This is a genomic window from Glutamicibacter sp. NPDC055354 (genome assembly GCF_053644955.1).
Genome location: NZ_JBSHMB010000004.1, coordinates 169,626 through 191,894, shown reverse-complemented (window position 1 = coordinate 191,894; position 22,269 = coordinate 169,626). Strand labels below are relative to the sequence as shown.

The window sequence follows — 22,269 nt, the reverse complement described above, 5'->3', positions numbered from 1 at the left end:
TAAAGGAAAACCGGCTTGCAGCGCATCGCCATGATGCACCGCAAGCCGGTTGTTTTATTTCGTTCCGGGTGTAGACCGAAACGCTTAGAACCCCTTGCGCAAGGGGTTGAAGTGCCGGGCGATGCCTGGAACCTGCTGGCCAGCAATCTGGGCAGCCAGGATCTTGCCAGTCAGCGGTCCCAGCGCAACGCCCCACATGCCGTGGCCGCCGCCAACCGACACGCGCGAGGATCCGGTCTGGCCAATGAGTGGCATGCCGTCCGCGGTGCATGGGCGTCCACCCACCCATTCTTCTTTGCGGTTCTCCCAGTTAATCCCCTGGTAGACCGGGGTCGCAGCGGCAACGATGGCCTCAATGCGCTTCGGCTCCAGCTTGTGGTTGGCGTCGCGGAATTCCATGGTGCCGGCGATGCGGAAGCGATCGCCCAGCGGGGTGCAGGCAACGCGCTGGGTCGGGAAGTAGATCGGGTGCGTTGGCATGTGCTCCGGCTCCACGGTGAACGAGTAGCCGCGGCCTGCCTGAACCACAACGTTCACACCGAACTTGCTGGCCATGTCGGTCATCCAAGCACCGGTAGCCAGCACCACGTGATCCGCGGTGATTGAACGGCCTTCGGAACCGATGACGGTGACCGAGCCGCCATTGTCGCGCACATCGGTGACGTTGAAGGCTCCGATGATGTCGCCGCCGCGGGCGATGACGGATTCGGCCAGTGAATCCATGAACTTCGGCGGGTTGATGTAGCGCTGGTTCTTGATGGCTACGCCCGCAGCGACCTTATTGGACAGGGTCGGCTCGATGCCGCGCAACTCGTCGCCGGTGAGCAATTCGTAATCAACTTCGCCGCCGGTCTTCTCGATCATCTCGAATTCATGCAGCAGCGCATCGCGGTCGCTGAGCGAGGTGAATCCGGTCAAGAATGGATTTGCCGGCTTGGTCGGCTCCTGCACGCCCGGCCCTGCCGAAGTCGCCTGCGCGATTTCGTCGAAGGCATCCAAACCGGTTGCGCCGATTTCCGAGTAGACCCGCATGGCTTCTTCCCACTTCTTCGGGGTCGAGTGCCAGGCAAAACCGATCAGGAAGCGGAGCAACTTGGCATCGGCCTTCAGCGGAATGTACAGCGGGGATGCCGGGTCGAGCATCATCTTCAGGCCGTTCTTGAAAATTGCAGGCTCCGCGATGGGCAGGGTCAGAGCCGGGGTCAACCAGCCGGCGTTACCCCAAGAGGAACCGGACGCGACGCCGCCGCGATCCACGACGGTAACCTTAATGCCAGCTTCCTGCAGGTACCAAGCGGTCGACAGGCCAACAAAGCCAGCGCCTACAACAACGACATGATCTGGCACGCCTACTCCAGCCATGATCCACTCTCCTAGCATTTCGACGGCCTCTCCACACGAGCCCGCATGTCTTCACTGTCGCGCGATCCCCAGGGAAAATCAACGCGTCCTGACGATTCGACGGTGAGCGCCACCACACCGGCAGGAGGTTCGTGTTTCTTGCGGTAAATGATTGCCTATTCCGAACTTTCAACAAGTACTTCCTCCCGTACGGGCACTTTCCCCAGAGGCTGCATCACTATCGCCCATCGGGAACTTCGCCTCCAGCGCGTCCTGCGTAGACTGGAGAGAAGCGAATTACCAATCCCGCCGATCAGCCATTTCTAAGGAACTGCACCACACTCATGGCCTCACGTAAACCAGCCAAGAAGAAGCCTGCCCAGGGTCATCCAGCCCGCCGTTCCGGCGCCAGCAGCGTGCCTTTTGAATCCGAAGTGCGCCAAGCTCTTCAGCCATTCAAGTCCTCGCTCTTCCGCCACTTCCACGAAGAGGGCCAGGCAGCCAGCGAGACCCGCGCAGCGCTCGAAGGGCTCACTACCCTGCTGACCGTGCATGCCCAGTTGCGCCAGAGCGTTGACGTCAAAACCCTGGATCCGACGATTCTGGGTGAACAGCTGGGCCACTTGACGTCGCTGGGCAAGGAAGTTTCGGAAGCCAGCGCTGCGATCCTCAAGCATTACCTGACTTTCCTGGGCACGACCGCTAATTTCGGCGGAAGCGTGGATGACTTCAAGCAGACTTTCGAATTCCTCTCCCGCATGGCTGGCGATTCACCCATCGTGGCACCCTATCTCGAAGATGATGAGGCCAACGGCAGCCTCGAAGCGATGCCCTTCGTTTTTGCGGCTCGCGAGTTGATCAACTGGGTTGGCGAAGGCAAGCCGACCACCCCAGCTGGCGTACTCACCGGCGATACGCTGCAGGATGCGGCCAGCGCGCTGGGCCTGTTCGTCAAGGTCGATGAATCCGCCGGCGTTCCAGAGGATGCCCAGTGGGAGCCGGAAGACGGCACTGCCGTTTCTTCGCTAGCCGACATTCCACGCCTATCGGCATACTGGGACGCCCTGATCGGCACGGCCATGCTGCGCTACCAGGAACCGAACGCAACCCCAACCGAGTCGCTCAGCGATGCGCTGCTGGCATCCAGCGGACAAGGCGCCCGCTTGGTCAAGGAGCTGATTGCAGAGGTTCTCTACTCGCACATCCTGATCAACACCTTGGAGCAGCCGGGCAAGGCGCAGATCGCCGAGATGGTGGCCGGCGTGTTGAGCAATGCCGCATCATCGACACCGCCACGTGCCGAGTTCGCGTTGCAAGTTCCGACCGAAGATGACCTTCCCGCCGAGCAGCATCACCTGATTGCCAGCCTTGAGGAGGTTGTCCCCCAGGTCGAGTCCCTGCTGCGCGTCTTTGAACGCGAAGGCCTTGTCGAGATTAATGACGAGATCACGATTCCTGTGGTCTTGCGCTCTTCACTGGAACGAGCGCTGGCCAAGGTTTCTGATCATGTTTTGAAAGACACCCAAGAGGCAGAGGCTTCCGAGGCTTAACCACCAGCAACGGCAAAGGGTGCGAGAACTAATTCGAGTTCTCGCACCCTTTGCCGTTGATTCATCGACTAGCCGATGCGCGTGGCCAGCTCGGCGTCGTGCCACGGCAGGCGATCGAACCATGGGCCCCGCTTGGTTCGCCGGCCTTCACGGCCAAAGAATCTGCGGTTGCTTCTGCGTTGATCGCAGCATCTGCCGTCTTGCTATCAAAGCCGCCCTTAGGCTCCACGGCCAGGCCTTATTGTTGCCAAACAACCGTATCTGCCTGGGTACTCATGCGCTCTCGCTTCCCAGACAGGAAATGCTCTCCATAGGCGCAACACCCCGCCACGCAGGCCCATTCCGACCTGAGGTGTGAGGCAGAACGCAGAAACACGGGCTGGGTTTAAGTTATAAAAGGTACGTTGCATTACTGACAGACAACGGCGTGCGATGGGGGCACAGCGCCGATGAAAGATCAGTCCGTTTACGCAATGCAACGTACCTTTTAATCACCCTCGGATCCTTAGTGATGCCACTCGCAAAACACCACCAAGTACCTTCCCGGTGATCGGTCTTCACCGATACATGTCTAACTTATCGCGTCCTGCGAAAATCCGAAATCATACTTTAGTAGGAGGGTAGGGGTCAGAACGGGATGCTTGCGCGCAGTGCCCAAACACCGTTTTCGGAACTGGTTGCAAACTTTCCACCAAATGCACGCATCCTGTCACCCATGCCAATCAGGCCTGTCCCGCCTTCGGGCAACCCACTCGCCTTCTTGTCGAAATTCCCCATCTGATTAGTAATTTCCAGGATGCCCTCTGCCCCTTGGACCGTGAGTTCGAAGGTGCACTTCCCGCCCAAGGCACCGTGCTTTATCACATTTGTTGTACCTTCTTGCATGACCCGATAAATCGCAGTCTGTGCAGAACGGGGTAATTCGGAAATTTTCTCGTCAGTGGTGGAGCTCACCTCGAAATTTGCCTCTTTTAGCCTCTGAACGAAAAGTTCTGCACCCTGAAGCGCGTAAACAGTAGTAGCGGCCGGCTTATCAATGCCCTGGGACGAGGGATCTGCCATGGTCCCATCAGCCCTCAGGACATTGAGCATCAGGCGTAAATCGTGCAAAGTCTCAGTACTCAGTTTGGCGATGACATCCAGAGCTTCGAGGGCCTTCTGACCATCGTTTGCGAACTTCGCGGCCTTCGACTGCATGGCCACGACCGTGATGTCATGCGCGACAATATCGTGCAGATCCCGGGCAATGTTCTTTCGCTCCCGGTCGACAGCAAGACGAGTCTGCTCTTTGACCGTATGCATTTGCCGAAGAGCGAGCTCGTTCTTCTCGCGCAGCAAGTAAATATTCCTCGTTAAGAAGAACGCCATCGCCGTCAACGGGGCAATCCCGACAAGCAGAACCGCGTCTTGCCCGGACTGGATGCCGAACTGCACCATCCACGCTGCGGACAAGGTTAGGAATAAGGCCCTAACGCTCATGGCACTGGCCGTAGCTGCCAGCGCCGAAAAAATCATGAATGAAACGACAGTCCAGAAGAACAAGGCGCCGTCCGTGAGGAAGAAATAGGCAACTGCCACAAACAACCCGACGGATACGGCAACCCAGCGAAGACCAAGCGCAAGAATTGCGCACAGTCCTACGCCGAGCAACGCGCCTCGAACCGAAATATCCGACGAACCACTAAATCCGTCTTCCAGCAGAGTCACGAACTCACTACTGGAAACCGCGATCAGAACCGCAATACCAGTCCAAACAATGACACCCCGACCAGCGAAGAGCTTGGTCAGGGTGTCCTTTAGTCGTCCAGTCATATGCCGAATAATTCCCGGCTCAGATGATCAAGTCAAATAAACCGCGTTATGGGCAGGCGACGCCGTAGCGTTTGCAGAACCACTCCGAGAAGGCTGAGCCAAAGCCAGCAGGAGTAGCAACGTTGCCACTGCTGGAGGCTGGAGAGCTCGCGGCAGATGCAGGAGCTGCCACGGCGGTCAATGGTGCCAGAACTAATGCTGCTACGGCCAGCATTTTCAAACCCTTCATATCAAACTCCACATCAGATCAACTTATATACTTTCAGGTGAACAGGCCAACATGAGGCCACCCGCATCGAATCAGAGGAATCAGATGGAACAAATAAAGGTCCTTATTGTCGATGATGAACCTCTAATTCGGCATGCGTTGGGCACAATCCTAGCAACAGACCCCGGAATTGTAACGGTTAATTCTGTTGAAAATGGACAGGCCGCCGTCGAGTATTGCAGCGGCAATCAAGTGGACGTTGTGCTCATGGATTTGCAGATGCCGATAATGGACGGGGTTAGCGCTACTAAAGCAATCAAATCTGCCGAAGACAGCCCCTCCGTGCTTGCTATTACCGCCTTTTCTTCTGACGACTACCTGGTTCCGGTACTGACCGCTGGGGCCAGCGGATACTTGGTAAAAGACTCTGAACCAGATGAAATTATTCATGCGATCCATGCCGTTCACCAAGGAACTGCAGCCATTTCCCCGTCGGTTTCTTCTGATCTAGTTTCTGCGGTTCGCGAAGCTTACCGGGATAATTCCCAAGACATTCAAGAACTGGCCTATGACTTGGGAATTACCAATCGGGAATTCGAGATTCTAAAACTGCTCGCACGCGGGCTAAACAATACCGAGATTTCAAGAACTCTGACTATTTCCGAAACTACGGTTAAAACCCATATGGCGAAGATTTTCGTTAAGCTGAATGTTCGCGATCGGGTCCAGGCTCTGGTTGCGGCCGCGCGTATGGGCCTTATCGACATCCCCAAAGACTAGCGCCTGCTTTCCAGCTATTAGTGTGAAGTCAACCTCTTTGACACCTTGCCCGGCTGGTTCGGGAATATCTGCGCGCCATATGCGTTGAACATGAGCATAGACCGCTCAAGTTTCTATTAGGAGGCTCACTTGCCAGCATTTTTCGGCGCACCGTCAGATGGCTCGTTTGAGGAATTCCTCTCTCGATTCCTGTCTTCACGTGCTCAGGCAGCACGTCCCATCGACCTCACGCGCCTCCTTTCCGCCCGCACCCACGAAGCGGTAGCCACCGCGGCAGCGATTTCCCAGGAGCATGGCCACGACGAGATTGATTCCCTGCACCTCCTGATGGCTCTGCTGCGCACCGAACCAGTCGGCGAGCACCTGACCGCCATGGGTATCGACATCGAGGCTTTGAGTGCAGATGCCATCGCGCGCATGCCCAAGTCCCAGGAGAAGGGCGAGAAGCCATCCCACCTATCGTCGGCAGCTCAGCGCAGCCTCTTTGACGCCTATCAGGTTGCTCGTAACTACGGTTCGACCTACATCGACCCTGATCATCTTTTCCTGGCCTTCGTTTTCAACCCGGAATCTCCGGTCAGCCAGCTCCTGGCGCAGCACGGCATCACCGGCCAGTCTTTGCAGCAAGCCGCCATGGAGCAGGCCCAGCGTGGCCAAAACGATGCCCAGAACCAGTCCGATTCCGAGTCCGACGTGTCCATGCTCGAACGCTACGGAACCGATCTGACCCTGCTGGCCTCCGACGGCCAGATTGATCCGGTGATCGGACGCAAGGAGGAACTGGATCAGGTTATTGAAATCCTGGCCCGTCGCACCAAGAACAACCCTGTGCTGATTGGCGAGGCAGGCGTGGGCAAGACCGCCATTGCCGAAGGACTGGCCCGCGCCATCATCGATGACCAGGTACCAGCCCAACTGCGCAATGCGGCCTTGATCTCCATTGATCTTCCGGGCATGCTCGCCGGAACCCGCTACCGCGGAGATTTCGAGCAGCGGCTCACCGGCCTGCTCGACGAGGTAGCCGCAGCCGAGGGGCAGGTGCTGATATTCATCGATGAGATGCATCTGCTGGTCGGTGCAGGCTCTGGCGAGTCCGGCAATATGGACGCCGCAAATATCCTCAAGCCGCGTTTGGCGCGTGGCGAGCTGCACATGATCGGCGCCACTACGCTCGATGAGTTCCGCAAGGTGGAGAAGGACAGCGCGCTGGCTCGGCGCTTCGGCAAGGTTACTGTCGCCGAGCCGTCGGAGGAAACGGCGCTGGCCATTTTGGACGGCCTGCGCGAATCCTACGAGGATCACCACCAGGTGCAGTACACCCCCGAAGCGCTCAAGGCCGCGGTGACGCTCTCTGCCCGCTACTTGAACGACCGCCAGCTTCCTGACAAGGCCATCGACTTGATCGATATCGCCGGTGCCCGGCGGTCCATCGCTGCTGGAGATGCCGAGGATGTGCAGTCCCTGCGTGCCGAATTGGTAGACGCCGAGCGTGAGAAGTCACGCGCTATCGGCGAGGAACGATTCGAAGAAGCTGGCGCATGGCGTGACCACATCGTGGAAATGACCGCGCGCATCAAGGCTGCTGAGGAGGCCGGCGATGCAGGGGTCACCCGGGTAGTGGATGAGAAGCAGATTTCGGAAGTGATCTCCCGATCCACCGGCATCCCCACCTCGCGCATCTCGGGAGATGACAAGGCGCGCTTGGCTTCGCTGGAAGATTCCCTGCATGCTTCGGTCATCGGCCAGCACGATGCCGTTGCCGCTGTGGCACGCGCCGTGCGTCGCAACCGTACCGGAATGTCGCCAGCAGGTCGCCCCATCGGCTCGTTCCTTTTCCTGGGTCCCACCGGCGTCGGAAAGACCGAACTGGCCAAGGCCCTGGCTGCAAACCTCTTCGGTTCGGCCGAATCGCTGGTTCGCGTCGATATGAGCGAATACGGTGAGAAGCACACCGTGGCGCGCCTGATTGGCGCACCTCCGGGGTACATCGGCCATGACGAGCCCGGCCAGCTGACCGAGAAGATCCGCCGCAACCCGTACTCGGTCGTGCTGCTCGATGAAATCGAGAAGGCCCACCCGGACGTGTTCAACGTGCTGCTGCAGGTACTCGATGACGGCCGGTTGACCGACTCAGCCGGGCGCACTGTCGATTTCTCCAACACGCTGATCCTGATGACCAGCAACCTCGGCGGCGAGTACTTGGCCAACAAGGCCGGAAACTTCGGTTTCACCTCCGCCAATGCCACCAGCGAGGCTGGAGAAATCCGGGCCAAGGTCATGGGCAAGGTACGCGAGTTCATGCGCCCAGAGTTCCTGAACCGGCTGGACGAGGTACTGCTGTTCTCCAAGCTCTCGCAGTCCGAGATTGGCCAGATCGTCAAGCTGGTCATCGCCGAGACCGAAGCTCGCTTGGTGGACCAGGAGCTGAAGCTGGAGGTGAGCGACGCTGCCGTGCAGTGGCTGGCAAACGAAGGCTACGACCCCGAGTTCGGCGCTCGCCCGCTGCGCCGGCTGGTACAGCGCAAGGTACAGGATGCCATTGCCGACCTGCTGATCAGTGATTCGCTTGCCGCTGGTGACACCGTTTCGGTGGACTATGCCGCTGGCACGCTGAAGGTGCAGAAGAAAGTCGAGATGCCGACTCCACCTGCTCACAACGAGCACGCGCCAAACTACTTCGATAGCTAGGCCGGCATAGCCCATAAAGGGGCTTGCTTGCTCGGGACTTCCGTCCCGGCCAAGCAAGCCCCTTTTCTTCACTTAGAAAGTGCGCTAGTCAGCTGCAGAAATGCAGTCAACCTCTAGCTAAGCAGGAAGACTCCCGGTACCTTTGACTGCATGGCGAACATTGGAATGATCACCCTTGATGCCCTTGACGAGAAAGCTGCCTCGGCTTGGTGGAGGGCTGTTCTGGGCGGGAAATATCTGGGCCAGTACCCGGGGTTCACCATGATCAGCGTCCCTGGCTTCAGCGCGAGGTTGGGGTTCCAAAAAGTTGATGAGATCACTGCCGGCAAGAACCGGGTTCATCTCGACTTGGAAGCAAGCACGAGCCGCGAGCAGGAAGTCGCCCGTTGCACAGCCGCTGGCGCAACACGCGTTGAGGACCACACCGAAGATCCCACTTTTGGCTGGACCATTATGCGCGATCCTTACGGAATCGTCTTTTGCATTTCCGACCCACACGAGGACTGAGGACATGTCGCTGTTCGCCAGGAAATCATCGGAGGCTTCGACCCACCGGGTGCAGATCCATTTTGCCCAGCCGATGACCGAACGCCTGCGCAAAGATCATGAGGCGGGCCTGCTCGATACATTGTTGCCCAAATACAAGTCTTCCGGAACCATCATCAGCACCAAGACCACATTGGACGCGGCCGAGGAGCCGATCTCCAGCGACATTAACCTTGAAGTGGCCACCCCCGAACCGAAGAAGCTGTTTTCCGAATTGCTCTCTTCGCTCATCGATGGAGGACTGGGGCATGGTTCCTGGCTGATTATTGATGGACAACGCACCGAAGTAGGCGGCAGCGAGTACGTTTTGCTTCGAACCAGGCTTGGGGCCGAATCGGAATCGGATCTGGAGCCAACAGTCAGGGCCCTGCAGCATGCATTGGGTGACGGCGAAATCGGATGGCATGAGGATGTCTACTACCGGCATGATGGCCCGGTGTTCGTTTACAACGGCGACTCCGCCCAAGCCATCATCCACACATTGGAAACAGAACTGGTGAAGCATCCGTTGCTGAGCAACGCGGAGATCCTTTCGGTTTCCCCGCAACAGTAAAAGGACTCGATGGAACTCTCCACCACTAAGGTGCCTTCCGAGGAACAAATACTCTCGCTCTACAACGCGGTGGGCTGGAGCGCCTATACAGACAACCCAGACGTACTATTCGAAGGCCTGAAGAATTCAGCATGCGTAATCTACGCCTACGACGTAGACCACCAGTTAATCGGCCTTGTGCGCGTGGTCTCGGATAATGCCACCATCTGCTACGTCCAGGACATCCTGGTGCGTCCATCTACGCATCGCCCCGGCGTAGGCCGTGCTTTGTTCTCTGCCGTACTAGTGAAATATGAGCATGTGCGTCAGCTGGTCCTGATCACCGATGATGAACCCGGGCAACGTGCCTTCTACGAATCCATGGGGCTCACGGAAGCGTCGGATTTCCGTCCCGGTGCAATCCGGACCTTTGCCAAATTCTCGTAACAGCTCTCCCTTCGCTGCCTGGCCTGTATAGACTGACCATTCATCGATAATGAGGAGTTATTCTTGCGCACCCGTTCGGTCATTGCCCTGTCATCGTTGGCTTTGCTTCTAGCAGGGTGCAATGCAGCTCCCGAACAAGCAGCGCCAGCCGATTCGAGGGCGGCTTCCGTCGCTGGCTCCACTCCGGCGGCACAGCCCGCGGCCGAAACCGGTGAACCCGGTGAAACCGCCCCCGAGCCTGGACCCGCGGAGTTGGACGCCAACGCCAATTCGGGACAGGCCTGGGCAGATTCCAAAATTGAGATGTGGAAAGAAAACTCTGGCATCAAGTCCACCAAAGGCTTCTTGTATCCCTACAACCTAATGACTTCTTGGGAATCTCCAGCACCTGGTGCCATCAATATCTTCTTGGATAACAGCATGAAGTTTGGAACCCAGATGCGGGAAAGCTACGAAACCAACGAGGATGAGCTGCGCATGATGGGCCGAATCATGTTCGAAAGCGTAGGCGAGGCCTCGCCGGAATTGGAATCTGTCACCTTCGCTACTGAAGACGGCAATAACTCAGGAACTTTCACCCGGGCTCGTACTGGTGCCGATCCCGAGGACCGCAAAGCCTGGGCCTCGGAAAAGTACATGCAGTGGCTGTCCGCCATGAACGATACCTACAAATCCCTATGCGGCGCTGAAATCACTGAGCTGGAAATCTACCGCACATGCCTGCCCGCTGACCCCCACGCCTACGTTGAGAAAGTCGAGTCGCCTGCGCTTGGCGAACTCGTCGTCACCCTCGCAGACGGTCCATGGATCGACGGCGAATACGACATGCCCGCATCGATCTTCATCTCGGGAAATATGATGCTCAAGATCAACGAGCGTGCGGCGACCGGCGAAAAAGTTGAAAAGCTGACGGTACTGGCCAGAAATGGCGATGACACCGATACGGCACTCCGCAAGGACTGGGAAATGTAGTTCATTTCCTTTCATGATCAGTTGATGGGCCCTCAGCCCCTAGGGTGGTACCTATGACCCAAGAACTCTCCATTCCATACGAAGACCTGGAACTCAGCGCGCTCTGGGACCGAGCAAAGGCGGCGAAGGCCGTCATCGTGCTCGCACACGGTTCAGGTGCTGGAAAGGATCATGATTTCATGGCCGGCTTTGCGCTAGCCGCTGCGAATCTGGGTGCCAGCGTCCTGCGTTTTAATTTCCCCTACATGGATGCTGGAAAGAAGTTTCCCGACAAAGCGCCAGCGGCGGTCGCAGTGTGGCACCAGGTCCGCCGTTGGGTTGAAGAACACTTGGCTGAAGGCCTGCCAATCTTCACGGCAGGAAAGTCCTTTGGCGGGCGCATCGCTTCCCTGTCAGTTGCCGAGGGCATGCCCTCGGCAGGGTTGATCTTCCTGGGGTACCCGTTGCACGCGCCTAAGAAGGAAGAGAAGCTACGCGATGAGCATCTCTACCCGATTGCGGTGCCGATGCTTTTCCTCGAAGGCACCCGCGATCCCTTTGCCAACCCCGAAAAGATGGAAGAAGTCGCCAGCAAGCTGAACGAGCACAGCGAACTTTCCTGGTTCGAAGGTGGCAACCATTCCTTCAAGGTAGCCCGCTCCGGCCGCACCGTTGCCCAGGATGGCGCGTGGCTGGCGGAAACTGCTCTTGCCTTCATCTCCAAGCACATCGCATAGTCCAACGGTCCTAGTCCACCTGCTTTTCCAGGAATCGGTAGACCTCGGTTTCGTCTACTCCGGGAAAGGCTCCGGTTGGCATGGCCGCCAGCAAGTGGGTATTAGCGCGCGTAGCCGGCCACGCATTGCCGAACCACTGGCTGGATAGGTCAGCAGGTGGACGGCGGCAGCAGTTCTCGTCCGGGCAGGTGGATTGGCAGCGCTCCTTGGTATCCCGCCCGCGGAACCACTTCACATGCTCAAAAGGCACGCCAATGGACAAGGAATACAGTCCCGAGGAATGGCGCTCGGTGCGCGCCGTGCACCAGAAGGTCCCATTGACGGTATCGGTGTACTGCTCGAAGGAACGGAACTTATCCATCTGCTCGAAGACCACGCGACTTGTCCAATACCGGCAAATGGTTTGTCCTTCAATGGCACCGGTGTGATCGGCTGGAAAGTTCACTCGGTCATTCTCATAAGCCTTGTGCAAGATGCCCGATTCGTGGACCTTCTGGAAGTGGCAGGTCATCCCCAGATGCTCGGTGGCAAGGTTGGTGAACCGGTGGGCTGCGGACTCATAGGACACGGCGAAAGCATCGCGCAGATCCTCGATGGCCAACTCACGGTTGTTCTTAGCTCGCCGCAAGTAGTCCACCGTGGACTTTTCCGGCATCATCAACGCCGCGGCAAAGTAGTTGGTCGCGACCCTCTGCGAGAGGAAATCGAAATAATCGGTTGGAGTCCTATGACCCAATACGTGATGCCCTAGCGCCTGCAGCAACACCGAACGAGGATCATGTTCCGAGCGGTTCGCCTGCGTCAGATAGATACGCTTGTTCTTCTGGTCAGTCACCGAACGCGTGGAATGCGGAAGATTGCCCACAAAGCGCAGGCTGAATCCCAGATGCTCGGCGATATCTGCTGCACGATGATGCGAGAGCGGCCCTGAATCGTGGCCAACTGCAGAGAGGACTTTGGCGGCTTCCTGCTCGATATCCTTGTAGTAGTTGTTGCGTTGGCGCATCTCATGGCGCAAAGCGGTATTGGCCCGACGGGCTTCTTCAGGGGTCGCGGCCTGCTCGTTCAGGCGGCGTTCCAATTCATGCTGCAGTCCCACCAGGGATTCCAGGACGTCCATGGGCAGACGCGTGCCAACACGAACGGTAGGCAATCCCAAGGACTCGTACAGTGGACCGCGTTGGGCACGTTCCAATTCGATCTCCAAAGCAGCACGGCGCGATGGCGGTTCGGTGCCCAGCAGATCGTCGACTCCAACCCCCATGGCTCCAGCCAGGGACTTAAGCAGCGATAGCTTCGGTTCGCGCTTGCCGTTTTCAATCAGCGACAACTGGCTCGGCGCGGTGTCAACGAGCGCCGAGACATCATCCAAGGTCAGTTGCTTGCCCTTGCGCAGAAAGCGGATTCTGCGGCCGAGAGCAATGGCGTCGAGTTCTGTATCTTCGCTGCCAGCGCCATTGCCGGCTGAGTTCACTGAGCGATTCCATGTGGTTGCAGTCACATGACAAGGTTATGCCAAGGATCGTGAAAATTTCTAGATCTTCCGGATTCAACCCGTAATTCAATCGCCCAGCAGTGACGCGGAAGCAAATATTCACGGTTCTTTCCCTGCTTCCCCGGCGAGCTACTCTCAACAAATGCACAGCCTTTCTGCGGAATCTTCAGCGAAGCGCAAACGTTGAAACTACAAAGAGATCCCGCAAGGAGCACCATGCACGCAGTCTCCACCCGCCCCCTACCGGCCCCGCGCCATGCCCACGATCCACCCCGGACTTTGGTCATCGTCGGCACCGATGGCGCAGGCAAAAGCACCACTATTGAAGCTTTAGTACAGCAGCTGCGCAACGATCGCATTCAGGCTCATAGGCTCGCAAACGTCGCCGCGCGGAGCTGGCTTACCAAATTCTCTCGCGCCCTGGGAATCACGTTCCCGACTTTCACCCAGGATTTCTTCGAAACTTCCATCCGCAGCTTCAATGTTGCCCGCAATATGCTTTTCGCGGCCCGCTCTCCCGGACTCAGCGTGATGGACCGGCACCTGTATTGCCAATTAGTGCTGCGGCGCTTACGCGGCCATCCTCCGGGACTGCTTCTCCCCTGGCTTGCGGCGAAAAGTATCGAGCACGCGAGAATTGTCCTGCTCGACATCGACCCCATCCTTGCCTTTGAGCGGATCAATTCCCGTGGCAAAGACGACGAAAGCATGGAGTATCTCAGGGACAGTCGAAATGAGTATCTGCGCCTTGCGCAAGTGCACGGTTGGATAACTCTTGATGCCTCGCTGCCCACATCCCAGCTGGTTGAACAACTTCGCTTGGTCAGCGGCAAGTAGACTCGTCCCATGAGCGAAGCACAAGCATCTTTTGCACCGGGTTCCATTCTCGAAGTGGCGCAAAGCACCAAGAAGCAATGGGAGCTAGGGCAGGTCCGGCTCATTGCGAGCGGCATTCTGGCGCAGGACGGAACGTTGCGGTCCAGCGAACTGCGGGAATCAACCTGGCAACTGTCGATTCGCTCTATCGAGAAATCTGCAGCCTTCACTCCGTCGCCTTCGGCTCAAGTCTTCACGTTGATCGCCGGCGATTTCGTGCAGCTGGATGTAGACGGGCAAGAGCATGGATTGGAACCGCTGCGCCCGTTGAAATTCGAAACGAGAAATTCTGTCCAGGCGAGCCAGCCCGCCGAAGAACTGCTCATCGTGCACGTGGCCGCCATTCCAGAGCAGGTACGACCCACCGTTCGCATTGTCGAGCTGTCCAAAAAGCGCGAGCAATACCTCTTTGATGGGCAACTGGGCCTTTTGGTCCAGGGCTCCGCCAAGCTCTTGCTCGGCGACAGCGAACAGTCGCTGAACCTGCGTGACACCGTCGTTGGCTCTGACGCCGGTGAACCACGCATCTCCGGCCGCGGTTTCATGGCTGTGGTTTCTTTCGACCGGCCCTAGCCCGTTCCGGCTCAATCAGCCATGGTCGCAAGATCCATAAATCTTCGCACTCAGAAACTGCACTGCCGGCCAAGAATATCGGCCATAGCGACAAGTCCAGGCCCCCATCTGGCAAAAGCCAGCTACCAGTCCAGACTCTGATACTTCACGTTTCCTGGCCCGATACACAACGCCTGCCGTGGCGAATCAGCACCTGCGGTTTCCATAAAATCCCAGCTCATCAGTGATTCGCCGATTCTCGCAGACCCCGGAATCGGTCTGCTTTGGCTTCGCCCTTATCTAGGCTTGCTGTTAAATTTCACTCTTCTTCGCTAGGGATTGATTCAATATCGGCAAATTTCCATGCCTTGACTCACATTCAGCGCAAGAAGCGGTAAATTTCCATTTTTGTGAAGAAGTGGAAATCTTAATTCGAAAAACCTCTGTTGAAGCCCTCGCACCTGCGGAAAAGTAGTTGTCACGAAGAAGTTCACAAGATCACCTTCCGATCGACATGAACCCGCAGCTTGTGCGAAGGAGCCAAGGCAATGACTACTGAAAACACCAACGAAACCTCGATCGACAACCGCATCGCAGCCATCGAGAGCGACTGGGAAAACAACCCCCGCTGGAACGGCTTAACCCGCGACTACAGCGCTGCCGACGTCGTGAAGCTCCAGGGCCGGGTCCAGGAAGAGCACACCCTGGCCAAACGCGGATCCGAGAAGCTGTGGAAACAGCTCACCGAGGAAACCCCCACCGGCGGCTACACCAACGCGTTGGGCGCACTGACCGGCAACCAGGCAGTGCAGCAAGTCAAGGCCGGCCTTCGAGCCATCTATCTTTCGGGCTGGCAGGTAGCAGCGGATGCCAACCTTTCAGGCCAGACCTACCCGGACCAGTCGCTGTACCCGGCCAATTCGGTTCCCCAGGTCGTGCGCCGCATCAACAACGCATTGCAGCGTGCAGACCAGATCGAGTTCTCCGAAGGCATCCAGACCGTCGAAGACTGGATGGTCCCCATCGTCGCTGATGCAGAAGCCGGCTTCGGCGGCCCGCTGAACGCCTACGAACTGATGAAGTCCATGATCACCGCTGGCGCATCGGGCGTCCACTGGGAAGACCAGCTGGCCAGCGAAAAGAAGTGCGGCCACCTCGGCGGCAAGGTGCTGATCCCGACCCAGCAGCACATCCGCACCCTGAACGCGGCCCGCCTGGCCGCCGACGTGGCTGGCACCCCTTCCGTAGTTATCGCCCGCACCGACGCTGAAGCGGCAACGCTGATCACCTCGGATGTCGATGAACGCGATCAGCAGTTCATCACCGGCGAGCGCACCCCGGAAGGCTTCTACAAGGTCACCAACGGGATCGAGCCATGCATCGCCCGGGCCAAGGCCTACGCACCGTACTCGGACCTGATCTGGATGGAAACCGGCACCCCTGACCTGGAGCTGGCCCGCAAGTTCGCCGAAGCGGTCAAAAAGGACTTCCCGGACCAGATGCTTTCCTACAACTGCTCGCCGTCGTTCAACTGGAAGAAGCACCTGGACGATGCGACCATCGCCAAGTTCCAGCGCGAACTGGGCGCCATGGGCTTCAGCTTCCAGTTCATCACCCTGGCCGGATTCCACGCATTGAACCACTCGATGTTCGACCTGGCCTCCGGCTACGCGAAGGACGGCATGAGCGCCTACGTCGAATTGCAGGAACGCGAATTCGCTTCCGAGGCCGCCGGCTACACCGCCACCAGGCACCAGCGCGAAGTCGGCACCGGCTACTTCGATGCGATCTCCACGGCGCTGAACCCTAACGCCTCAACCCTGGCCTTGGTGGGATCCACCGAAGAAGGCCAATTCCATTAGACCCTGATGGGTCGATGGTGCTAGCCGGCAAAGGCGCCGGCTAGCACCAGCACCATTTCCAAGATTTTTAAGGACGCTGCCATGAACTCCCCCATCACCCTGAACAACATCACCATTACCGCTACCCCCGTTCGCTACCAGGAGCAGATCCTGACCAGCGAGGCCCTGGACTTCCTTTCGGCCCTGCACACCGCATTCGAACCGCGCCGTGCCGAGTTGATGCAGCGCCGCCAGGTCAACCGGGCGCGCATTGCCAATGGCCGCGATCCGAAGTTCCTGGACGAGACCCGCGCTATTCGCGAAGACGATTCATGGCAGGTCGCCCCGATCGCACCGGGGCTGGAAGATCGCCGAGTGGAAATCACCGGCCCGATCGAACGCAAGATGGCTATCAATGCGCTGAACTCCGGGGCCAAGGTCTGGCTGGCCGACATGGAGGACGCTTCCTCGCCAACCTGGCAGAACGTCATCAAGAACCAGGTCAACCTGATCCGGGTGCTGGATCAGGATCTGGACTTCACCGCACCGGATGGCCGCGAGTACAAGCTGAACAGCTACGATCTGCAGCAGCTGCCAACCATCGTGGTTCGTCCCCGCGGCTGGCACCTGCCGGAGAAGCACCTGCTGGTTGCCGGCACCCCGATGTCCGGTGCGCTGGTGGACTTCGGACTGCACTTCTTCCACAACGCCAAGCGCCTGCTGGCAGCCGGACGCGGCCCGTACTACTACCTGCCGAAGCTGGAGAACCATCTGGAAGCACGGTTGTGGAACGACGTGTTCAACATGGCCCAGGATCTGATGGATATCGAGCGCGGCACCATCCGTGCCACCGTGCTGATCGAGACCATCACCGCCGCATTCGAGATGGAAGAGATCCTCTACGAGCTGCGCGAGCATTCCTCGGGGCTCAATGCTGGCCGCTGGGATTACATCTTCTCGATCATCAAGAACTTCCGTTCCCGCGGACCGCGCTTCGTCTTCCCGGATCGCGACACCGTGACCATGACCGCCCCGTTCATGCGGGCCTACACCGAGCAGCTGGTGCGTGCCTGCCACCGCCGCGGGGCTTCGGCCATCGGCGGGATGAGCGCATTCGTTCCCAACCGCAAGGACGCCTCGATCAACGAGCTGGCCTTCGGCAAGGTCCGCGAGGACAAGGCCCGCGAAGCAGCTGATGGCTTCGACGGCTCCTGGGTTGCCCATCCCGACCTGGTTTCGGTTGCCCGGGAGGTGTACGATGAGGTGCTCGGCGAGAACCCCAACCAGTTGCAGCGCACCCGCGAAGATGTCGAGGTTTCCGGCCCGGCCCTGCTGAACATCGAGAGCGTCACCGGCAAGATCACCGAACGCGGCATCCGCGACAACATCGAGATCGGCATCCGCTACATCGAGTCCTGGCTGCGCGGCAACGGTGCTGTGGCACTGCGCAACCTGATGGAAGATGCTGCTACCGCCGAGATCTCCCGTTCGCAGCTGTGGCAGTGGATCCACCAGTCGGCGATCACCGATGAGGGCGAGATCATCACCCGTCGCTGGGTCCAGGAACTGGCCGAGGAGACCATGGAGGGCTTGGAGCGCTTCGAGGGCGATCGCTTCGAGGAAGCCGTGGAAATCTTCGAAGCTTGCGCCCTGCGCGATGACTTCCCGACCTTCCTGACCAAGAACGCCTACCTGCGCTACCTGGATGCGCCAGCCCGCACCCTGGAAATGGCAGGTTAGGCAGTACCTGAGACCCGGCCGATAGAAAACAGTCGTCCCTGAACGTCGGCCACGCAAAGCGGCATTCATCCGTTGGTAACCAGTCCAGCGGGTGGATGCCGTTTTGCGTGTGCGGTGGCTAGGCTGTAGCCATGGCTTTCCAGTTCAAGAACCCGGCCGAGGACCTGTGGCAGCCCGATCTGCTGGGCGAGGATTTCTCGCAACGGCCGTTGCCGATGTCGGACGGTTCGACCGCGACGTTGATCAGGCACCGTCCGCGCAGAACGCTGCGCCTGCCGCCGCCATTGCGCGGGATCGCGGTGCTTTATGTGCATGGCTGGTCGGACTACTTCTTCCAAAAAGAGCTCGCCGAGTTCCTCAGCGAAGCCGGAGCGGATTTCTACGCACTGGACCTGCGCCATTATGGACGGAACTTGCCGGTAGACCAGGCCACCAAAATCGCCGAGCACAGAAGCCCGGGCTTCACCACCGATCTGGATGAGTACTTCGAGGAATTCGACGCGGCCCACCGCATCATTTCCAGCGCGCATCCGGGCACCCGCTTTGTCCTGCTCGCCCACTCCACTGGCGGGCTCAGCGCTTCTCTGTATGCGGCAGCCAACCCGCAGAAAGTTGATGCGCTGGCGCTGAACAGCCCGTGGCTGGAATTCCAGGCCAGCGAGATCGGGCGCACCGCCTTGGCGAGGATCGTCCAGGCGGCCAGCAGCCGCAACCCCCACCGCTTCTTGCCGACGGTGGATCCAGGGTTCTACACCCGCACGGTCTCCAGCCAGTTTTCCGGCGAATGGGATTACGATCTGGGTTGGCGCCCGGTCAACGGCTTCAAGCTCACCGCGGGTTTCATCTCTGCAGTCTTCGATGCGCAAGCCAAGGTGAAGAAGGGGCTGGATCTCCAGATGCCCACCCTGGTGATGCTTTCGGCGGAAGACTATTTGCTGCCTCGCTGGCACGACACCGCCACCCGCGCCGACGTGGCCTTGAATGTGCAGGTCGTCGCCCAGCGCAGCATCGACCTAGGCCGGGAACTGCATTTGGTGCGCCTGCCCGGCGCGCTGCACGACGTGTTCCTCTCCTCGCCAAAGATCCGCTCCAAGGCCTACATGGCGTTGGGCTCATGGCTTGCGGTCGTCAAGAACCGGCAGCGTGATTCGCTGGTGGCCTCCAGCATCCGCCGGATTGTTCCTTCCGGCATCTAGTGCGGCTTAGCCCGCGACCTTGCTGGGCACCTGGTCATTGACCAGTTCCAGCTGCCAATCGCCGGGCTCATTGCCGATAATGGCAACCGAGCCATTGCGGATGGTGTCCAGCTTGTAGCCGGCGAAGTGCGAGAGCGTGTAGCGGATAATGGTGCCGTGGCAGATTACCGCGACGTTCTTGCCCGGGTAGTCTGCTGCAATCTGGTTGATTGCGCGCAGGCCACGGTCAACTACAGATTCCAGTGGTTCAATTCCACCACCGTTCTTGTCCGGCCATAGCGCCAGCGCTTCAGTCTCAACCATGCCCTCGCCCTGGGCGTAGTCGCGCTCGATCAGCAGGTCGTAGCTAGGACCAAGTTCCAGTCCCAGCCCGTCGGCAATGATCTGTGCCGTCTCGCGTGCCCGCGAGAGCGGCGAGGAAACGATAGCGTCCCATTGGCCGCCGTCCAGCACCGAGACAGCCTCGCGGGCTTGGGCTCGCCCGGTATCGTTCAGGGGGATGTCGCTGGAACCCTGCAAGCGGCCTTCGAGGTTCCATTGCGTCTGTCCGTGGCGGACGAATCCTAGTTTCATAAGCCCATTCTCCCACCCGGCAGGTGGCCAACAGCAACCGCTGGTGGCGAAGCTCACGATAGATCTGCAACACTTAAGCGCGCCATGGATGCCTGGAGCGCATAAGATTTTCACGGCTGTGCCCTGCCTTTGGCGCGGGCCCGTCCCCATCGAACGCACCCCTTATAGGATCCGAGCATTACTATCGTGAACGAAATAAAGGCGTCTCTCGCCCGCGGGCTGACTGCCCGCCACATCCGCTTCATGGCCCTCGGCTCAGCTATCGGAACGGGCCTTTTCTACGGCTCCTCTTCTGCTATCCAGGCTGCTGGCCCTGCCGTCCTCTTCGCATACATGATTGGCGGCGCTGCCGTCTTCATCGTCATGCGTGCCATGGGCGAGATGGCTGTCAAGCATCCGGTTTCCGGATCCTTCGCTCACTACGCTTCGCGCTACCTGGGCCGCTTCGCCGGCTTCGTCACCGGATGGACTTTTGCCTTCGAAATGGCCATTGTCGCGATCGCCGATGTGACCGCGTTCGGCATCTACATGGGCTTCTGGTTCCCGCAGGTGGCGCAGTGGATCTGGGTGCTGGCGGTCGTCCTGCTGATCGCTTCGATCAACCTGATGAAGGTCAAGGTCTTCGGTGAAACCGAATTCTGGCTGGCTATCATCAAGGTGACCGCAATTATCGCCATGATCATTGGCGGCGCCGCCCTGATCATCTTCGGCTTCAACGCCCCTGAGACCGAAACCGCAACCGGCATCGCTACCCTGATGAGCGCTGGCACCCTGTTCCCCAACGGCTTCGTGGGCCTGCTGCTCTCGTTCTCCGTCGTGATGTTCGCCTTCGGCGGCATCGAAACCATCGGCATCACCGCTGGTGAAGCAGCTGATCCTGCCAAGTCGGTTCCAGCCGCCATCAATACTGTGCCATGGCGCATCCTGCTCTTCTACGTAGCTTCGCTGGCCGTAGTCATGATGCTCTTTGACTGGCGCCAGATCGACGGCTCAGCTTCGCCATTCGTGCAGATTTTCGACGGTCTGGGCATCCCGGCCGCCGCCCACGTGCTCAACGCCGTGGTGATCACCGCAGCCGTTTCGGCGATCAACGCCGATACTTTTGGGGCTGGCCGCATGCTCTACGCCATGTCCGAGATCGGCCATGCTCCGAAGTCCTTTGGCCGCATCTCGCGTAACGGCGTGCCGTGGATGACCGTGGTCATCATGGCCATTGTGCTGCTGGTAGGTGTGGTGCTCAACGCCCTGCTCCCGGAGTCGCTGTTCACCATCATCGCTTCCATCGCTACCTTCGCCACCGTTTGGGTGTGGATCATGATTCTGACTTCGTACCTGGCCATGCGACGCAAGGAAGCCGCAGCGGGCCGCGGACCGGCCGTTGCCCGCGAATACGCTGTGCCCGGCGGCACCGTTGCCGTATGGATCGCCTTGGCCTTCATGGTCTTCGTTGTCGTGCTCTTGGCCCTGAGCCCGACGACGCGTGTAGCCCTGTACACCGGAATCGCATGGCTCGTGCTTCTGGCCATGCTCTTCAAGCTGCTGGTACGCCCAGCGGCGCCAATCAAGCAGGACAGCGACTCCTTGCTGAGTTAGCCACCGCGCAATAAAATATGCCTGGTTTCGCATAAAGCGAAGCCAGGCATATTTTTTATGTCTTTCTACTTGATCCCGGTGGAGGTTCCGGCCTGAGGCTCCGAGGGCGACTCCAGGCCATGGGGTGTGCGCAGCTCCTGGAACAACGCCAGGCTGGCCCACGCAAGCATGCCGCCTGCGACGATCCACAAGCTGCCGAGCCCCAGCCGCAGGTAGGCCAAGACGCCACCCAGGGAACCCATGGTGATCATCAGCCAAAGCACTGCGTAGCGCATCCATAGCATCCGGTAGCCGCCGCGGTCCGACCCGGTGGCCAACCCGATGATTGCTCCACCGAGTGCCTGCCCGAGCTTGACCAACGTGCCGGTCATATACGTCAGGCCCAGGGAAACCTCTCCCGAACGAGTGTAGGAAACATTGACCACGCCCATCGCGGCGGCCAGCAGCAGAGCCGTCAGCTGCGGCAAGAAATTCCCGGAGATGGCCGCAGCGAGCAGCAGTGCCGCACTGGAATACATGGCCACTGGCCGGCGCAGCCTATCGAGCCGGAAGGTAACCAGCGTTGCGAGGATGACACCTGCGACAAAGCAGCCCACCAAGGACATCGCCATCGCCCATCCGGCAAGGTCCCCTGTCATCAGCGCCACGGAGGAACGCGTGGAGTTTCCCGACATGAAGGAGAGGAAGTAGCCGCCAAAGTGCACGAATCCGACGCCATCGACGAAGCCTGCCATCGCCGTAATCGTTCCGGCGAAGAGGATTCCGCGCCATAGAAGGTTCTTTGCCACTTGCCCTGCTTTCTCTCGCCATC

General features: G+C 59.0%; 19 protein-coding genes. 14 read left to right on the top strand and 5 right to left on the bottom strand.

The annotated features are described in order from the left end of the window. Window positions 1–84: 84 nt before the first annotated feature. Window positions 85–1,362 (bottom strand): NAD(P)/FAD-dependent oxidoreductase, encoded by a 1,278-nt coding sequence (locus tag ACWICV_RS15945; protein WP_105662422.1) that lies wholly within the window; start codon window positions 1,360–1,362, stop codon window positions 85–87. A gap of 323 nt (window positions 1,363–1,685) precedes the next feature. Between ACWICV_RS15945 and ACWICV_RS15940 the strand changes: the two genes are divergently transcribed. Further along, window positions 1,686–2,891: a hypothetical protein gene (locus ACWICV_RS15940; RefSeq protein ID WP_365943038.1), complete on the top strand. Its 1,206-nt coding sequence runs from the start codon at window positions 1,686–1,688 to the stop codon at window positions 2,889–2,891. 627 nt (window positions 2,892–3,518) lie between these two features. Here the strand turns inward: ACWICV_RS15940 and ACWICV_RS15935 are convergent. Then, a complete protein-coding gene (locus ACWICV_RS15935; protein WP_365943037.1) occupies window positions 3,519–4,703 on the bottom strand; it encodes a sensor histidine kinase in 1,185 nt (394 codons plus the stop codon). 313 nt (window positions 4,704–5,016) lie between these two features. On the opposite strand from ACWICV_RS15935, the gene ACWICV_RS15930 reads away from it, so the two are divergent. From ACWICV_RS15930 to ACWICV_RS15900, 7 genes are all read left to right on the top strand, one after another. Further along, window positions 5,017–5,691 carry a response regulator gene (locus tag ACWICV_RS15930; RefSeq protein ID WP_454091327.1) on the top strand — a complete coding sequence of 225 codons (675 nt, stop codon included), beginning with the start codon at window positions 5,017–5,019 and terminating at the stop codon, window positions 5,689–5,691. A gap of 129 nt (window positions 5,692–5,820) precedes the next feature. Beyond that, window positions 5,821–8,379 (top strand): ATP-dependent Clp protease ATP-binding subunit, encoded by a 2,559-nt coding sequence (locus ACWICV_RS15925; protein WP_454091326.1) that lies wholly within the window; start codon window positions 5,821–5,823, stop codon window positions 8,377–8,379. 150 nt (window positions 8,380–8,529) lie between these two features. Next, entirely contained in the window at window positions 8,530–8,886 is a 357-nt protein-coding gene (locus ACWICV_RS15920; RefSeq protein ID WP_388024525.1) for a VOC family protein, read from the top strand. A 4-nt stretch (window positions 8,887–8,890) separates the two neighbouring features. Further along, entirely contained in the window at window positions 8,891–9,478 is a 588-nt protein-coding gene (locus tag ACWICV_RS15915; RefSeq protein ID WP_454091325.1) for a hypothetical protein, read from the top strand. A gap of 9 nt (window positions 9,479–9,487) precedes the next feature. Then, window positions 9,488–9,904, top strand: coding sequence for a GNAT family N-acetyltransferase (locus ACWICV_RS15910; RefSeq protein WP_454091324.1), 417 nt, complete (start codon window positions 9,488–9,490; stop codon window positions 9,902–9,904). Window positions 9,905–10,156: 252 nt separating this feature from the next. After that, a complete protein-coding gene (locus ACWICV_RS15905; protein WP_454091323.1) occupies window positions 10,157–10,876 on the top strand; it encodes a hypothetical protein in 720 nt (239 codons plus the stop codon). Window positions 10,877–10,929: 53 nt separating this feature from the next. Then, the gene (locus ACWICV_RS15900; protein WP_105658615.1) at window positions 10,930–11,592 is read left to right on the top strand and encodes an alpha/beta hydrolase family protein; all 663 of its coding nucleotides are present in this window, start codon (window positions 10,930–10,932) and stop codon (window positions 11,590–11,592) included. A gap of 10 nt (window positions 11,593–11,602) precedes the next feature. Here the strand turns inward: ACWICV_RS15900 and ACWICV_RS15895 are convergent, their stop codons facing one another. Continuing rightward, a complete protein-coding gene (locus ACWICV_RS15895) occupies window positions 11,603–13,093 on the bottom strand; it encodes a helix-turn-helix transcriptional regulator (protein WP_105658616.1) in 1,491 nt (496 codons plus the stop codon). Window positions 13,094–13,303: 210 nt separating this feature from the next. Here ACWICV_RS15895 and ACWICV_RS15890 point away from each other — a divergent pair, with 210 nt between their 5' ends. The 5 genes from ACWICV_RS15890 (at window position 13,304) to ACWICV_RS15870 (ending at window position 19,292) form a co-directional block, all read left to right on the top strand. After that, window positions 13,304–13,924, top strand: a complete 621-nt coding sequence (locus ACWICV_RS15890; protein WP_454091322.1) for a thymidylate kinase — start codon at window positions 13,304–13,306, stop codon at window positions 13,922–13,924. A gap of 9 nt (window positions 13,925–13,933) precedes the next feature. After that, window positions 13,934–14,536, top strand: coding sequence for a HutD family protein (locus tag ACWICV_RS15885; RefSeq protein ID WP_454091321.1), 603 nt, complete (start codon window positions 13,934–13,936; stop codon window positions 14,534–14,536). A gap of 527 nt (window positions 14,537–15,063) precedes the next feature. After that, window positions 15,064–16,377: an isocitrate lyase gene (gene aceA, locus ACWICV_RS15880; RefSeq protein WP_454091320.1), complete on the top strand. Its 1,314-nt coding sequence runs from the start codon at window positions 15,064–15,066 to the stop codon at window positions 16,375–16,377. 81 nt (window positions 16,378–16,458) lie between these two features. Beyond that, window positions 16,459–18,096 carry a malate synthase A gene (aceB, locus tag ACWICV_RS15875; RefSeq protein ID WP_105659181.1) on the top strand — a complete coding sequence of 546 codons (1,638 nt, stop codon included), beginning with the start codon at window positions 16,459–16,461 and terminating at the stop codon, window positions 18,094–18,096. A 131-nt stretch (window positions 18,097–18,227) separates the two neighbouring features. Next, window positions 18,228–19,292 (top strand): alpha/beta hydrolase, encoded by a 1,065-nt coding sequence (locus tag ACWICV_RS15870; protein WP_454091319.1) that lies wholly within the window; start codon window positions 18,228–18,230, stop codon window positions 19,290–19,292. 6 nt (window positions 19,293–19,298) lie between these two features. Here ACWICV_RS15870 and ACWICV_RS15865 read toward each other — a convergent pair whose 3' ends face one another. Then, window positions 19,299–19,865 (bottom strand): histidine phosphatase family protein, encoded by a 567-nt coding sequence (locus ACWICV_RS15865; RefSeq protein ID WP_332594869.1) that lies wholly within the window; start codon window positions 19,863–19,865, stop codon window positions 19,299–19,301. Between the two features lie 186 nt (window positions 19,866–20,051). Between ACWICV_RS15865 and ACWICV_RS15860 the strand changes: the two genes are divergently transcribed. Continuing rightward, complete coding sequence (locus tag ACWICV_RS15860; protein ID WP_454091318.1) at window positions 20,052–21,458, top strand: amino acid permease; 1,407 nt, start codon at window positions 20,052–20,054, stop codon at window positions 21,456–21,458. 65 nt (window positions 21,459–21,523) lie between these two features. On the opposite strand, the gene ACWICV_RS15855 is transcribed toward ACWICV_RS15860, so the two are convergent. Next, window positions 21,524–22,246 (bottom strand): YoaK family protein, encoded by a 723-nt coding sequence (locus ACWICV_RS15855; protein ID WP_454091317.1) that lies wholly within the window; start codon window positions 22,244–22,246, stop codon window positions 21,524–21,526. Between the last annotated feature and the right edge of the window lie 23 nt (window positions 22,247–22,269).

Excerpts from the sequence above, each read along its gene's own strand:
- ACWICV_RS15865 (WP_332594869.1), bottom strand. The coding sequence starts at position 19,865 with ATGAAACTAGGATTCGTCCGCCACGGACAGACGCAATGGAACCTCGAA.
- ACWICV_RS15885 (WP_454091321.1), top strand. The coding sequence starts at position 13,934 with ATGAGCGAAGCACAAGCATCTTTTGCACCGGGTTCCATTCTCGAAGTG.
- aceB (WP_105659181.1), top strand. The coding sequence starts at position 16,459 with ATGAACTCCCCCATCACCCTGAACAACATCACCATTACCGCTACCCCC.
- ACWICV_RS15930 (WP_454091327.1), top strand. The coding sequence starts at position 5,017 with ATGGAACAAATAAAGGTCCTTATTGTCGATGATGAACCTCTAATTCGG.
- ACWICV_RS15915 (WP_454091325.1), top strand. The coding sequence starts at position 8,891 with ATGTCGCTGTTCGCCAGGAAATCATCGGAGGCTTCGACCCACCGGGTG.
- ACWICV_RS15945 (WP_105662422.1), bottom strand. The coding sequence starts at position 1,362 with ATGGCTGGAGTAGGCGTGCCAGATCATGTCGTTGTTGTAGGCGCTGGC.
- ACWICV_RS15910 (WP_454091324.1), top strand. The coding sequence starts at position 9,488 with ATGGAACTCTCCACCACTAAGGTGCCTTCCGAGGAACAAATACTCTCG.
- ACWICV_RS15935 (WP_365943037.1), bottom strand. The coding sequence starts at position 4,703 with ATGACTGGACGACTAAAGGACACCCTGACCAAGCTCTTCGCTGGTCGG.
- ACWICV_RS15870 (WP_454091319.1), top strand. The coding sequence starts at position 18,228 with ATGGCTTTCCAGTTCAAGAACCCGGCCGAGGACCTGTGGCAGCCCGAT.
- ACWICV_RS15940 (WP_365943038.1), top strand. The coding sequence starts at position 1,686 with ATGGCCTCACGTAAACCAGCCAAGAAGAAGCCTGCCCAGGGTCATCCA.
- ACWICV_RS15890 (WP_454091322.1), top strand. The coding sequence starts at position 13,304 with ATGCACGCAGTCTCCACCCGCCCCCTACCGGCCCCGCGCCATGCCCAC.
- aceA (WP_454091320.1), top strand. The coding sequence starts at position 15,064 with ATGACTACTGAAAACACCAACGAAACCTCGATCGACAACCGCATCGCA.
- ACWICV_RS15920 (WP_388024525.1), top strand. The coding sequence starts at position 8,530 with ATGGCGAACATTGGAATGATCACCCTTGATGCCCTTGACGAGAAAGCT.
- ACWICV_RS15900 (WP_105658615.1), top strand. The coding sequence starts at position 10,930 with ATGACCCAAGAACTCTCCATTCCATACGAAGACCTGGAACTCAGCGCG.